This is a genomic window from Streptomyces sp. NPDC048639 (assembly GCF_043199075.1).
Lineage (GTDB): Bacteria > Actinomycetota > Actinomycetes > Streptomycetales > Streptomycetaceae > Streptomyces.
On record NZ_JBICVP010000001.1, the window covers coordinates 137,805 to 151,645 of the forward strand.

Annotated in this window: 10 protein-coding genes; 5 read left to right on the forward strand and 5 right to left on the reverse strand. The window is 71.4% G+C overall.

Going from position 1 to position 13,841, the window contains the following annotated elements; all coding sequences use genetic code 11:
• Positions 1 to 172 precede the first annotated feature (172 nt).
• From ACGFNH_RS00640 to ACGFNH_RS00655, 4 genes are all read left to right on the forward strand, one after another.
• Positions 173 to 937 carry a maleylpyruvate isomerase family mycothiol-dependent enzyme gene (locus ACGFNH_RS00640; protein WP_393650777.1) on the forward strand — a complete coding sequence of 255 codons (765 nt, stop codon included), beginning with the start codon at positions 173 to 175 and terminating at the stop codon, positions 935 to 937.
• 4 nt (positions 938 to 941) lie between these two features.
• A complete protein-coding gene (locus tag ACGFNH_RS00645) occupies positions 942 to 1,598 on the forward strand; it encodes an MBL fold metallo-hydrolase (protein WP_393650778.1) in 657 nt (218 codons plus the stop codon).
• Positions 1,599 to 1,752: 154 nt separating this feature from the next.
• Entirely contained in the window at positions 1,753 to 2,799 is a 1,047-nt protein-coding gene (locus ACGFNH_RS00650; RefSeq protein ID WP_393650779.1) for a S66 peptidase family protein, read from the forward strand.
• Positions 2,800 to 3,114: 315 nt separating this feature from the next.
• Entirely contained in the window at positions 3,115 to 4,401 is a 1,287-nt protein-coding gene (locus ACGFNH_RS00655; protein WP_393650780.1) for an MFS transporter, read from the forward strand.
• Between the two features lie 170 nt (positions 4,402 to 4,571).
• Here the strand turns inward: ACGFNH_RS00655 and ACGFNH_RS00660 are convergent, their stop codons facing one another.
• The 5 genes from ACGFNH_RS00660 to uvrB all read right to left on the reverse strand — a co-directional run bounded on the left by ACGFNH_RS00660 (position 4,572) and on the right by uvrB (position 12,475).
• Positions 4,572 to 5,936, reverse strand: coding sequence for a rhodanese-like domain-containing protein (locus tag ACGFNH_RS00660; protein WP_393650781.1), 1,365 nt, complete (start codon positions 5,934 to 5,936; stop codon positions 4,572 to 4,574).
• Between the two features lie 221 nt (positions 5,937 to 6,157).
• On the reverse strand, positions 6,158 to 7,171 hold the full coding sequence (locus tag ACGFNH_RS00665) for a TerC family protein (protein ID WP_393650782.1): 1,014 nt from the start codon (positions 7,169 to 7,171) through the stop codon (positions 6,158 to 6,160).
• Positions 7,172 to 7,394: 223 nt separating this feature from the next.
• On the reverse strand, positions 7,395 to 9,434 hold the full coding sequence (locus tag ACGFNH_RS00670; RefSeq protein WP_393650783.1) for a TerD family protein: 2,040 nt from the start codon (positions 9,432 to 9,434) through the stop codon (positions 7,395 to 7,397).
• A gap of 183 nt (positions 9,435 to 9,617) precedes the next feature.
• A complete protein-coding gene (locus ACGFNH_RS00675) occupies positions 9,618 to 10,196 on the reverse strand; it encodes a TerD family protein (protein WP_393650784.1) in 579 nt (192 codons plus the stop codon).
• Positions 10,197 to 10,327: 131 nt separating this feature from the next.
• Positions 10,328 to 12,475 (reverse strand): excinuclease ABC subunit UvrB, encoded by a 2,148-nt coding sequence (gene uvrB, locus ACGFNH_RS00680; RefSeq protein WP_393650785.1) that lies wholly within the window; start codon positions 12,473 to 12,475, stop codon positions 10,328 to 10,330.
• Between the two features lie 232 nt (positions 12,476 to 12,707).
• Here uvrB and ACGFNH_RS00685 point away from each other — a divergent pair, with 232 nt between their 5' ends.
• Positions 12,708 to 13,640, forward strand: coding sequence for a glycerophosphodiester phosphodiesterase (locus ACGFNH_RS00685; protein ID WP_393650786.1), 933 nt, complete (start codon positions 12,708 to 12,710; stop codon positions 13,638 to 13,640).
• Positions 13,641 to 13,841 lie beyond the last annotated feature (201 nt).

The following is a 13,841-nucleotide window of genomic DNA, read 5'->3' on the forward strand; positions in this document are numbered from 1 at the left end:
TCGGGACCTTTCTAGAGAGAAGCAGAGGTGCGCCGCACCCCCCGGTCAAGCGTATGGGGGACGCCGCAGCGATGTCGTACCGATGCGGGATCGAGCCTATAGCACGCGCATTCGATTTAAGCCCACTACAGCCGTCCTTCACCCGAACGTGTGGCGGCGATACCGTCGGCCCATGACCGATCATGGGATCGACCCCATCAAGGACATGGCCGCCGTACGGGAGGCCACCGACCGCCTGCTCGTCACCGCGCGCGGGCTCGATGACGCCGCGCTCCGCGAGCCCTCCCGACTCGCCGGCTGGTCACGCGGTCATGTACTCGCCCATGTCGCCCGGAACGCGGACGCGCTGCTGAACGTCCTCACCGCCGCTCGCACCGCCACCCACGTACCCATGTACGCGAGCGCCGAGAGCAGGACCGAGGACATCGAGCGCGACGCGCCGCGCCCGCTCGCCGCCCAGATCGAGGACCTGGCGAGCAGCGCCGAACTGTTCAACAGCGAAGCCGCCTCACTTCATCCCGAGGCCTGGCAGCGGACCGTCGAACTCCGCAACGGCGTCACCGACCTCGCCGCCCGCGTGCCGTTCCGCCGCCTGATCGAGGTCGAGTTGCACCACGTCGACCTCGGCGTCGGCTGTGCCGTCGAGGATCTCCCCGCCTCCTTCGTCGACCGCGACCTGGAATACGTGGCGGGCGAGCGCTTCGCGGGCCGCGCCGACGTCCCCGCCCTGGTCGTCCGCACCGACGGGGGCCGCTCCTGGCGAACGGGCCGCGGGGCGGCCGGGACCGGTGGGGCGGGTGAGGCCGGTGACACCGGCGGGGCGACGGTCGTCACCGGATCCCCGGCCGCTCTGCTCGGCTGGCTCACCGGCCGTTCGGACGGCTCCGGACTCGATGCGGGCGGCTCGGCCCTGCCCGTCCTTCCCCCACTAGGCTGACGGCATGACGTACAGCGGAGTGGTGACGGTCGGCGGACCTGCGGATGTGCACGAGCTCACGGACCTGATGATCTCCAAGGTGGCCGTGGGTCCCATGGAGAACAACGCCTATCTGCTGCGCTGTCGCTCCACGGACGTGCAGCTTCTGATCGACGCGGCGAACGAGCCGCGCACCCTGCTCAACCTCATCGGGGACGGCGGCATCGCCTCGGTCGTCACCACCCACCGGCACGGCGACCACTGGCAGGCCCTGGCCGAGGTCGTGGAGGACACCGGCGCGCGGACCTACGCGGGGCGACACGACGCGGCGGGCATCCCCGTGGAGACGGACGTCCTGGTCGACGACGGCGACGTCATCCGCGTCGGCCGGGTCGAGCTGACCGCGCGCCATCTCGTCGGGCACACACCGGGCAGCATCGCCCTGGTCTACGACGACCCGCACGGGCACGCGCACGTCTTCACCGGCGACTGCCTGTTCCCGGGCGGCGTCGGCAACACCCACGACGACCCGGAGGCGTTCGCCGGTCTCCTCCACGACGTCGAGACGAAGCTCTTCGACCAACTCCCGGACGAGACCTGGGTGTACCCGGGTCACGGCAGCGACACCACGCTCGGCGCCGAGCGCCCGAGCCTGCCGGACTGGCGCAAGCGCGGCTGGTAGGACGGCGCCGTACGGTGCGGGCGGTCCGGGCCGGCAATGAGCCCGGCGCGACCGCCAAGGGCCCCCGCAGGTCCGTCGGGCAGTCCGCGGCGACCCTCGTCGACGGTCCCGAAACCCGGATGCTCCCCGGTCCGGGCGTGGCTATCCTCCGTTGATGCCGACCCTCTCGTACCCGCCGAAACCGCGTCCCGGTGACCGCATCGCCGTCGTCTCGCCGTCCTCCGGCCTGCCCGGCCTGCTGCCGCTGCCCTTCGAACTCGGCCTCGAGCGGCTGGAGAAGGACTTCGGGCTGGTGCCGGTGGAGTACCCGAGCACACGCCGTATGGACTCCACGCCGCAGCAGCGCGCGGACGACCTCCACGCGGCCTTCGCCGATCCGTCCGTGGCCGCGGTCATGGCCAGCATCGGCGGCGACGACCAGATCACCGTGCTGCCGCTGCTCGACCGCGAGTTGCTCCGCGCCCACCCCAAGCCGTTCTTCGGTTTCAGCGACAACACCAATCTGCTCGCCCATCTGTGGAACACCGGCATCGTCGGCTACCACGGCGCGAGCGTGATGACCGAGCTGGGCCGCCCCGGCGCGATGCACCCGCTGACCGCCGGCTCGCTGCGTGCCGCGCTGTTCACCTCGGGCCCGTACGAGCTGTCGCCCGTCGACCGGTACGGGGACGAGGGCACCGACTGGGCCGATCCGGCGACCTTCGCCTCCGAGCCGGTGATGCGACCGTGCGACGGCTGGTGGTGGCACCGGCCGGAGCGGGTCGTCGAGGGTCCCGGCTGGGGAGGCAACGTCGAGATCCTCTCCTGGCTGCTCATGGCCGACCGCGAGATCCAGCGGGACGCCGGCGCCTACGACGGCTGCGTGCTCTTCCTGGAGACCTCGGAGGAACTGCCCGCCGCTGACGAGGTCTTCCGCATCCTGCGCAACATGGGCGAGAGGGGCCTGCTGCAGCGGTTCCCCGCCCTGCTGATGGGGCGCGCCAAGGCATGGTCGCTGGACCGGAGGAACGACCCGGAGACGAAGGCGCGTTACGCACGCGAGCAGCGCGCGGCGGTGCTGCGGGCACTCGGGACGTACGCCCCGGAGACGATGGCGGTCTTCGACGTGGACCTCGGTCACACCGATCCGCAGCAGGTGATCCCGTACGGAGGCCGCATCCGCGTCGATGGCCCGGCGCGCCGGATCACCGTCACGTACTGACTGCCTGACACCGTCACGTACTGATGATGGGGACGCCTGGCGGGCCGTGGGACGGTGCGGCCGGGCGGACACCCGAAGGGCGGTGCGGGGGCGAGCGGATCCGAAGGGCGGTGTGGGGGGGGCCGCGCGGACATCCGTAAGGCAGGTACGGGCGCCGGGCGGACATCCGCCGGCCGCCTGTGCCCCTGCGCGCCCGGTGACCGGCCCATCCGGCGCCTCGTTGGGCGCAACGTGGATGATCACCGCACAGTCTCCCCTCCCCCGTCGGCCGCACCGTCGCCGGACCACCCGGCGAAGGTCGCGGCTCGACCGTCGATGCGGCGTCTGGCCGCCGCGTCCCTGGTGGGCACGGCCATCGAGTTCTACGACTTCTACGTCTACGGGACGGCCGCGGCTCTGGTCCTCGGACCGTTGTTCTTCCCGGACTTCTCGCCGCTGGCGGGCACGCTGGCCGCCTTCTCCACGTTCGCCGTCGGGTTCGTCTCCCGTCCGCTCGGCTCCGTGCTCTTCGGGCACATCGGGGACCGCCACGGGCGGCGTCCCGTCCTTGTCGCGTCCCTCCTGCTGACGGGCGTCGCGACCGTGTGCGTCGGATGCGTTCCGTCGTACGCCTCGATCGGCGCCGCCGCTCCCGCCCTGCTGATCGCCCTGCGCTTCCTGCAAGGTCTGGGCCTGGGCGGCGAGTGGGGCGGGGCGGTGCTGCTGACCGCCGAGCACGCGCCCGAGCAGCGGCGCGCGATGTGGTCGAGCTTTCCGCAGATGGGGCCGTCGGTGGGTTTTCTGCTGGCGAACGGGGTGATGCTGGCGCTGTCCGCCCTGCTCACCGATGCGGAGTTCCTTTCCTGGGGCTGGCGGGTGCCGTTCTGGGCGGCCGGGCTGCTGGCGCTGGCCGGGCTGTTCCTGCGCGCCTCGCTCGCCGAGAGCCCGCAGTTCGAGGAGCTGGCGGAACGCGGTGCGTGCTCCCGTGTCCCCATCGCCGAAGTGGTCCGTGATCACTGGCGGTTGGTGCTGCTGACGGCGGGAGCGCTCGCCGTCGGGTACGCCGTCTTCTACGCCGTTTCGACCTGGTCCCTCGCCTACGCGACCGGCCGGCTGGGGGTGAGCCGGACCGTGATGCTCGGGTGCGTCATGGCCGCGGTGGCCGTCAAGGGGGTATGCACGCCATTCATGGCGGCGCTGGGCGACCGGTACGGGCGGCGGTTCATGTGCCTTGCGGGGTGTGCCGCTTCGGCGTTGTGGATGTTCCCGCTGATCTCCCTGCTGGGCACCGGCCAACCGTTGCTCATGTTCCTGGGCGTCCTCGGTGCGCTGCTCGCCTTCATCGCCATGTTCTCGGTCGTGGCGGCGTATCTGCCCGAGCTGTACGAGGCGCGGGTCCGCTGCACAGGTGCGGCGGTCGGCTACAACCTGGGTGGCGTGCTGGGCGGTGCGCTCACGCCGATCGTGGCGACCGCCGCGTCGGAGGGGCCGGGCCCTCCCTGGGGTGTCGCCGCCTATCTGACGGCGGTGGCGCTGGTGAGCCTGGGCTGCTTCGCGTTGCTGCCGGAGACCCTGCCGGTCCGGGCGCGAGGCGGCGAGGTGGTGACGGAACCAACGGCGTGAGCCCGTACGGCTGTTGGGGCCCGGTCGCGCCCGGGAATCACGGGGGCGCCCTCGGGCTGGGCAGGGCGTGCCGACGGCGGGCGGGCCGAGGACGGGCGCGCCGAGGACGGGCAGTGCATGCCGAGGGCAGGCGCAGGGAGGCACGGCAGGGGCGCGCGCCGCTCCACGCACTATCCCGGCGCCACGAGTCCCGCCTTCTCCGCCGCCTCGAAACGGTCGTCCACCAGGACCACCGAGCGTCCCGCGGCGTCCAGCAGGGAGGCCGCCATGGCGGCGCGCATGCCGCTCGCGCAGTGCGTCCATACCGTGCCGGGCGGCACATCGGCCAGCCGACCGGGCAGTTGGTGCACCGGCAGATGCACCGAGCCGGCCACCGCGCCGTGGGCACGCTCGGTGGCCCGGCGTACGTCGAGTACCACGGGATCCTCGCCTGCGCGGACCGCGTGCGCGAGAGCGGCGAAGTCCGCACGGCGGAAGCCGGAGGGGCGGTCGTTCCCGGTGAGCCAGTCGGCGGGGCCGCCCGTCGCCGCGGCGGCCGGGTGGTCGATGCCGACGCGCGCCAGCTCCCGCTGGGCGGCGGCGATCTGTCCCGGATTCCCGGCGAGGAGGGTGACCGGCGTGCCCCAGGGGATGAGCCAGGCCAGGTAGGTGGCAAGGCGTCCGTCGCCCTCGAAGTTGTACGTCCCCCGCACATGCCCCTGCGCGAACGCCACCCGGCTGCGCAGGTCCACCACCCACTCCCCCGCCCTCAGGCGGGCCGCGATACCGGCGGCGTCCGCAGCTTCCGGAGGGGTCAGGTCCAGGGGCGGCGGACCGGCGGCGTTCACCGGGCCCATGTGGGCGTAGTACGCGGGCACATCGTCCAGGCCGGCCAGCAGCCGTTCCACGAAGGGGTCGACGTCCTCGGACAGCGCCTCGTTCGTCCGGCGTTGCTCGCCCACGGTCGTACGGCGGGCGTCCGGTGATCCGCCGGACGCGCAGAAGCTGCCGAATCCGTGGGTGGGCAGGACGAGGGTGTCGTCGGGGAGGCGGTCTGCCAGCCGGTGCGCCGAGGCGTGCTGGGCGCGGGCCAGTGGCTCGGTCAGATGGGGTTCGACGAGATCGGTGCGTCCGACCGTGCCCATGAGCAGCGAACCGCCGGTGAAGGCTGCGACCGGCTCTCCGCCGTCGTGGAGGACGTAGGCGGTGTGGTGCGGGGTGTGACCGGGTGTGGCGACCGCCTCCAGAGTCAGTCCGCCGTCGAGAGGGACGGTGTCCCCGTCGGCCATCGGCGTCCGCTCGTACGAGACAGGGGCGAAGGCGGGGACGAGGTAGCGGGCTCCCGTGATCCGGGCCAGGTCGAGGCCGCCGGTGATGTAGTCGTTGTGGACATGGGTTTCGGCGACGAGCGTGATGCGTACGCCGTGCCGCTCGGCGGCGGAGAGCACACGGTCGATGTCGCGCGGCGGGTCCACGACGGCCGCGGCCTCCGTCCCCGCGACGAGGTAGCTGCGGTTGCCGAGGCCTGCCGTGTCCAGGGTGTCGATGGGGTGCATACGGAGCCTCTCGTCCGGCACCGGGTACCCCGCGGGGCCGGAGGCCAACATCCGTACCGCTCCCGGCATCCCACCCCCGAAAGCACCGCGGGGCGGCCCGGGAAGAACCCCGGACCGCCCCGCACACGGAGGACATGAGTGCGCCTGCCCCGCCGAACGGGGAGTACGCATCAGGCGTCGAGCCGCTTCTCGCCGCGGCCGCCGGACGCCATGGACGACGGTCAGCCGCCGGACACGGACTCCGACTCGGCATCGGCATCGGGCTTCGACCCGGCTGCCTTCGCCTCCGCTTCCGCCTGCTTCTTCGAGGCGCGGAGGCTGGTGATCGTCGTCACGATCAGCACGCCGCAGATCACGGCCAGCGAGACCGGGATGCTGATCTCCGGGACATGGACCCCCAACTCGTGCAGGGCGTGCAGCACCAGCTTCACGCCGATGAAGCCGAGGATGACCGACAGGCCGTACGACAGGTGGACCAGCTTCTTCAGCAGTCCGCCGATGAGGAAGTACAGCTGCCGCAGACCCATCAGCGCGAAGGCGTTGGCGGTGAAGACGATGTACGGGTCCTGGGTGAGGCCGAAGATCGCCGGGATGGAGTCCAGCGCGAAGAGGACGTCCGTGGTGCCGATCGCCAGCATGACCACGAGCATCGGGGTCATGATGCGCTTGCCGTTCTTCTGGATGAACAGCTTGGTGCCGTGGTAGCGGTCGGCCACACCGAAGCGCTGCTCGGCCGCCTTGAGCAGGCGGTTCTCCTCGTACTCCTCGTCGTCGTCGCCGGAGCGCGCCTCCTGGATGAGCTTCCAGGCGGTCCAGATGAGGAACGCGCCGAAGATGAAGAAGACCCAGGAGAAGCTGGCGATGATGGCCGCGCCGGCCGCGATGAAGGCCGCGCGGAGCACGAGGGCTATCAGCACACCGAAGAGCAGAACGCGCTGCTGGTACTGCGAGGGCACCGAGAACTTCGCCATGATCAGGACGAAGACGAAGAGGTTGTCGACGCTCAGCGATTTCTCGGTGATGAATCCGGCGAAGAACTCGCCCGCGGGCTGTCCGCCCGCGAAGATCAGCAGGCCGACCCCGAAGAGGGCGGCCAGCACGATCCAGACGACCGTCCAGATTCCGGCTTCCTTGATCGATACGTCATGGGGCTTGCGCCCGATGAAGAAGTCGGCCGCGATCAGGGCGCACAGACCACCAATGGTCAGCACCCACAGGCCTATGGAGACGTCCACTACTCCTCCGGCAGAGTCGTACGGCAATGGTCAGCGTCGTAGCTGCCGGAGGTCTCTTCCACCCTGGATCGCGCACCGCGCACCGGGCCGACGCCCCGGGACCGCACAGCGATCCGTATTGACGGGAACGTCGCAGCAGGAGTACTCCCCTCCGCACCAAGAAGAGTACACGCAACACCAAGGAAAGGTAAAGAAATAGGCAAAGGAGGGGTAAGGGCGCAGGTCAGCGGCCCCATGCCCGACGAGCCTCGACGACCATGCCGAGCACATGGTCCAGCACCGAGCTCCCGGCCGGGGCCAGCGACGGCTCGTAGGTCCAGGCGTGCCCGACCCAGGGATCGGCCAAGTGATCGTCGGGGACCGGGGTGATCCGCAGCAGCGCCCGCCACAGCGGGTCGAGCACCGGCCCGTAGGCTCGCGCGTCCTCCCGGTCGGCCACCATCATGAGGTGCACGCCCACGGCAGGCCCCTCGTCCGCCAGGTAGCGGAGCTGGGTGACGGCCCGGTCGTCGAAGCCGTGCGGGAAGTCGTTGACGATCAGGAGCTGTTCGGCGGTGTCCAGGTCGGGCGGCAGGGCGTCGGACGCCCCGCCCCGTACGGCCATCTGCACCAGGTCCACGCGCTGGGTGAGCCGGGCCAGCACGGCCGCCACACCCTCGGCGCCCGACGCGGGCGGCTCGCGGAGCGCGCCGGTCCGCGTCAGCGGCGCGAGTGAGGACGCGGCGGAACCCGCGGGGTCGATGACATGGACCGTGAACTCGCCCGCCGGGTGGACGGCGAGCATGCGCGCGGCGTGGGCGACGGCGGTGTCCATGGCCAGGCGGCGCATCTCGGCGGGGTCGGCCAGGTTGCCCTCGCTCGACGCCGGCCGGCCGCTGTCCACCCAGAGCCCGCGCTCCAGCGGCAGCCGTACGAGCATGGGGATGCGCAGCTCGGGACGTTCGGGGAGGTGGACGTCCCCCAGGCGCAGGGCCATCGGGATCTCCATCGGGACGCGGTAGCCCTGCCAGACCGGGCTGTCCCACCGGGCGAAGGCCGGGGGCAGGGCGGGCTCGACGACCTCGGCCTCGGCGACGAGCTGGGCGAGGTCCCGGTCGAGGACGGCGCGCGCCTGGTCGACAAGGGCCGTGTGCTTGGCGCGGGCCTCGGCGCGCGCGGCGTCGCCCGCGCTGCCGATCCTCGCTCGGGGATCGGAGAGCACCCGGTCGAGCTCCTGCTCCATCCGCGAGTCGGCGAAGTCGACGGCGCTGCGGTAGGCGGCGGTGGTCCGGGCCAGGTCCTCGAACATGCCCCAGACCTGGTTGTAGAGCCGCTCGTCCATGGTCCAGCCGGTGGCGTCGCCCGCGACGGGCTGCGCCGGCCGGCCCGGCTCGGCGGGCGGCGCGGCCGGGGGCGGAGTGGGAGGCGCCACGGGAGTACGCCCCGGGTGCTGGTAGTTGACCGGTCCGCCGCCGCCCGTCACGGGCTGCGCGGGCGGTACGGGGGAAGGGCCGGGCGTCAAAGGTGCCGGTCCGCCCGCCGCGTCTCCGGTGACGCCGGGGCCGTTTCCGGTGTGCCCGTCCGCGGTGCCGTTGCCGGTGTCGCGGCCCCCGGTGCCGTTGCCCGTGTACCCGCCCGCGGTGCCGTTGCCGGTGTGGCCGCCCGCGGTGGCGGTCCGGAGGCGGCCGCCTTCACCGGACGGCAGGGGCGGCGGCGCCGGTACGGAGCGGGCGATGCCCTCGGCGACGGCCTCGTTGATGGCGGCGGCGAGTTCGGCGGCCCGGGGCAGGCCCTGGTCCTGGAGCATGGCGGCGAGCCCGCCCGCGTACCCCTGGCCGACGGCGCGCACCTTCCACGCCCCCTGCCTGCGGTAGAGCTCAAGGGCGACGACGGCGGATTCGGCGTCGAGGCCGGTGACGGTGTAGTTGGCGATCTCGGTGCCGTCGAGGCCGGTGACGGCGACAAAGGGCGCGGCGAGGCCGGCGAAGCTGACCGGGCCGCCGACGCCGGCCGGGAGGGCGAGCAGCACGCTCACCCGGTGGGCGGCTTCCGGTATCGCGTCGAGGTCGACGGCGAGCCGGTGGTCGGCCGCGGCCTGCCTGGGGACTTCGAGGCCGGGGAGGTTCGGGGAGGCGGGGTGGGCGACCCAGTCGGTGCCGCGAATGGTGCCCTGGTCGTCGCTCAGCGTGGCCCCGGCCACGACCGGCTTGCCCGCCGAGACCCGGATCTCCCAACGGGCCCCGGGCAGTGGGTGGTTCTGCCCACGCACCAGCTCGGCCGTCATCGCGCTTCCCCCTCGTTGTGTCCTACGTGTCGGTGGTGCCGGTACGCGCTCCGGCACCGGATGGTGCCGTACAGCTCGGGCCGGTCGGGCCGGAGCTGCGCGGCTCCCGGGGGCGGTGCCTCCGGGAGCCGTCGGTGCTGCGGTGACCGGCCGCCGCCGTCGTCGCGGCGGACCGGCCTCCGGTCAGAGGTGAGGCAGGATCGCCGGCATCAGGTCCTGGAACGTACGGCCGTTGGCGGGGTTGCCGACCGCCGTCATCTGCCAGCCGCTCCCCACGCGGTGGACCTTGGCCATGATCTGCGCGGTGTACTGGCCGCCGCCGGTGAGCGTGTAGCGCGCCATCTCCTGGCCGTTGGACTCATCGACGAGACGGCAGAAGGCGTTCTGCACCTCGGCGAACGTCTGGCCGGTGAAGGAGTTCACCGTGAAGACGATCTGGTCGATGTGGACCGGCACGCGCTGGAGGTCGACGAGGATGGCCTCGTCGTCGCCGCCCTGTCCGGCACCGCCGACCAGGTTGTCACCGGTGTGCCGGACGGAGCCGTCGTCGCTGACGAGGTGGCGGAAGAACACCACGTCCACCGGCTGCTTGTCGGCGAACAGCACGGCCGAGGCGTCGAGGTCGATCTCCCTCGTGCGCGACCCGAACAGCCCACGGCGAGGGGCCGCCTGCCAGCCCAGCCCCATCCGCACCGCGCTCAGGGTGCCCCCGTCGGCCTTCTGCAGGCTGATGCCCTGCCCCTTGGACAAGTTGACGCTCACGCGCTGTCCCCTCTCAACAAATCCACCGCAGCCGCCCTCCCTGTGGCGTCTGCGACTGAAACCCTACGCATCGGCACGGATCGTGGTGCACGGCCCATGCCATTTCGTGGCGTTCTTGCAACAGACACGGATCAGGACAGCCCCGCCTCCCTCATCTGCCTCAGCTCCTTCTTCAGCTCGCCGACTTCGTCGCGCAGACGGGCGGCGACCTCGAACTGCAGATCCGCGGCCGCGGCGCGCATCCGCTCCGTCATGTCCTCGATGAGCTGGGCCAGCTCCGTCGCGGGCCGGTCCGTCAGCACGGCCCCGTCCTTGGCGCCGCCCTTGCCGCGGGCCGCCGCCCTGCCCTTGCCGCCCGCCTTGCCGCCCAGTTCCGGCACGGGGGCCTTCGCCCTGCCGTCCTTGTCCTGGCGGTAGCCGGAGCCGAGGAGCTCCTCGGTGTCGACCTCTTCGCGGGCGATGGTCGCCACGATGTCGTTGATCTTCTTCCGGAGCGGCTGCGGGTCGATTCCCCGCTCCTTGTTGTACGCGATCTGCTTCTCCCGGCGGCGATTGGTCTCGTCGATGGCCTTCTCCATCGCCGGGGTCATCCTGTCGGCGTACATGTGCACCTGGCCGGAGACGTTGCGCGCGGCACGGCCGATGGTCTGGATCAGCGAGGTGCCGGAGCGCAGGAAGCCCTCCTTGTCGGCGTCGAGGATCGCCACCAGGGAGACCTCGGGCAGGTCGAGCCCCTCGCGCAGCAGGTTGATGCCCACCAGGACGTCGAACTCGCCGGACCGCAGCTCGCGCAGCAGCTCGACACGGCGGAGCGTGTCGACGTCGCTGTGCAGATAGCGGACCTGGATGCCGAGTTCGAGGAAATAGTCGGTCAGGTCCTCGGCCATCTTCTTGGTCAGCGTGGTGACCAGGACGCGCTCGTCCTTCTCCGTACGGGTGCGGATCTCGTGCACGAGGTCGTCGATCTGGCCCTCGGTGGACTTGACGACCACCTCGGGGTCGACGAGCCCGGTGGGGCGGATGATCTGCTCGACGACATCGTCGGAGCGCGACAGCTCGTACTGTCCGGGGGTGGCCGACAGATAGACGGTCTGGTCGACGCGCTTCAGGAACTCCTCCCACTTCAGCGGGCGGTTGTCCATGGCGGAGGGCAGCCGGAAGCCGTGGTCGACCAGCGTCCGCTTGCGGGAGGCGTCGCCCTCGTACATCGCGCCGATCTGCGGCACGGTGACATGGGACTCGTCGATGACCAGGACGAAGTCCTCGGGGAAGTAGTCGAGCAGGGTGTGCGGGGCGGAGCCCGTCTCCCGTCCGTCGATGTGCAGCGAGTAGTTCTCGATGCCCGAGCAGCTGCCGATCTGCCGCATCATCTCGATGTCGTAGGTGGTGCGCATGCGGAGCCGCTGGGCCTCCAGCAGCTTGCCCTGCTTCTCCAGTTCGGCCAGCCGCACCTCCAGCTCGGTCTCGATGCCGGCGATGGCCTTCTCCATCCGCTCGGGTCCCGCGACGTAGTGGCTGGCGGGGAAGACGTAGAGCTGGTCGTCCTCGCTGATGACCTCGCCGGTGAGCGGGTGGAGGGTGGAGAGCGCCTCGATCTCGTCCCCGAACATCTCGATGCGGACGGCCAGCTCCTCGTAGACCGGGAAGATCTCGATCGTGTCGCCCCGGACACGGAAGGTGCCGCGGGTGAAGGCCAGGTCGTTGCGCTGGTACTGGATGTCGACGAAGCGGCGCAGCAGGGTGTCGCGGTCGATCTCCTCGCCGAGCTTCAGCGGCACCATGCGGTCCACGTACTCCTGCGGGGTGCCCAGGCCGTAGATGCACGAGACGGAGGCGACCACGATCACGTCACGCCGGGTGAGCAGGGAGTTCGTCGCCGAGTGGCGGAGCCGCTCGACCTCCTCGTTGATCGAGGAGTCCTTCTCGATGTAGGTGTCCGACTGCGGGACGTACGCCTCCGGCTGGTAGTAGTCGTAGTACGACACGAAGTACTCGACGGCGTTGTTCGGCAGAAGCTCACGGAACTCGTTCGCGAGCTGGGCCGCGAGCGTCTTGTTCGGCGCCATGACGAGCGTCGGCCGCTGGAGCCTCTCGATCATCCAGGCTGTGGTCGCCGACTTGCCGGTGCCGGTGGCGCCCAGCAGCACGACGTCCTTCTCGCCCGCCTTGATGCGCCGCTCGAGCTCGGCGATCGCGGTCGGCTGGTCGCCGCTCGGCTGGTAGGAGCTGACGACCTCGAAGGGCGCCACGGTGCGTTCGATGTGGGATACGGGCCGCATGGATCCACCGTACGACTCGCCACTGACAACGGACGCCGGAGCGCTCGGGGGGCGCCCGGGGCGCGTACGGGGAGCGCTCGGGGGCGCGTCGGGGCAGCTCGGCGCGCGGTTTGCCGCACTCCGCACTTCCTGAGGTGTCCCGTTCAACTTTTGGCCATTCTGCGCCTGTCCCCCGTTGGGACCCGACTGGGAACCTCCTCGCGTCCGTGCACAGCCGACGCGAGGAGTCCGTGTGCAAACACGCGCTGTCGCCGCCGCTCTTGGCGCGATTCTGGGGTTCTCCGCTCTGTTCCTCCCGACATCCACGGCGCACGCCGCCGAGAAGGACCGCGGCCCGGTGGTCGTGGCGCACCGCGGCGCATCGGCGTACGCCCCCGAGAACACGCTCGAGGCGGTCGACAAGGCCGACGAGCTCGACACCACGTGGGTGGAGAACGACGTCCAGCGCACCAAGGACGGCGCGTTGGTCGTCATCCACGACACCAACCTGAAGCGCACCACCGACGCGGAGGAGGTCTTCCCGGACCGCTCCCCCTGGAACGTCGCCGACTTCACCCTGGCGGAGATCAAGCGGCTCGACGCGGGGAGCTGGTTCTCCGCGGACTACAAGGGCGCGCACGTGCCCACCCTGAGGGAGTACCTGGACCGGGTCGAGGACAACCGCCAGAAGCTGCTGCTGGAGCTGAAGGCGCCCGAGCTCTACCCGGGCATCGAGGCCCAGACCCTGTGGGTGCTGTTCCGTGAGGGCTGGCTCGACCGGTCCCATGTGCGGAGCAAGCTGATCATCCAGTCGTTCAGCGCGGACGCCGTCAAGGCGGTCCATCTGGTCCGGCCGGATGTGAAGACGGGGTTCCTCGGCACCCCGGCGGCCGCCGACCTCCCGGCGTACGCCGAGTTCACGGACCAGATCAACCCGAGCCACGGGACGGTGAACCCCGACTACGTCAAGGCAGTTCACAGCCTCCGGGGCCCGCACGGGCGTCCGCTGGAGCTGTTCACCTGGACGGTCAACGACGCCGACATCGCGGCGCGCCTTGCCGGGTACGGGGTGGACGGCATCATCACCAACAAGCCGGACGTCGTACGGGACGCCACCGAGGGCGTCGCCGCGGACACCGGTTCCGGGGTCTCCCGCGAACCGGCCGGTTCCACCGCCACGCCGTAGCTCCGGCTCCCGGGAGCCCACGGCACCCCCTGCGGCCGCGCCCCAGCCCGGGGCGCGGCCGCACTGCGCCGGGAGCCGGGGGCGCGGTGCCGGCCGGTCACTGCGGCGGGGCAGTCGCGGTGCCGGCCGGTCGCGGTACCGGTGCGGTGGAGGGCCGCGGTTCCGCGCGGCGGCGGGAGTGTCGGACCCCGGCGCTACGCT

What these genes read in the sequence shown, in the direction of transcription:
- ACGFNH_RS00640 (WP_393650777.1), top strand. Translation starts at nt 173, where the DNA reads ATGACCGATCATGGGATCGACCCCATCAAGGACATGGCCGCCGTACGG.
- ACGFNH_RS00645 (WP_393650778.1), top strand. Translation starts at nt 942, where the DNA reads ATGACGTACAGCGGAGTGGTGACGGTCGGCGGACCTGCGGATGTGCAC.
- ACGFNH_RS00650 (WP_393650779.1), top strand. Translation starts at nt 1,753, where the DNA reads ATGCCGACCCTCTCGTACCCGCCGAAACCGCGTCCCGGTGACCGCATC.
- ACGFNH_RS00655 (WP_393650780.1), top strand. Translation starts at nt 3,115, where the DNA reads ATGCGGCGTCTGGCCGCCGCGTCCCTGGTGGGCACGGCCATCGAGTTC.
- ACGFNH_RS00660 (WP_393650781.1), bottom strand. Translation starts at nt 5,936, where the DNA reads ATGCACCCCATCGACACCCTGGACACGGCAGGCCTCGGCAACCGCAGC.
- ACGFNH_RS00670 (WP_393650783.1), bottom strand. Translation starts at nt 9,434, where the DNA reads ATGACGGCCGAGCTGGTGCGTGGGCAGAACCACCCACTGCCCGGGGCC.
- uvrB (WP_393650785.1), bottom strand. Translation starts at nt 12,475, where the DNA reads ATGCGGCCCGTATCCCACATCGAACGCACCGTGGCGCCCTTCGAGGTC.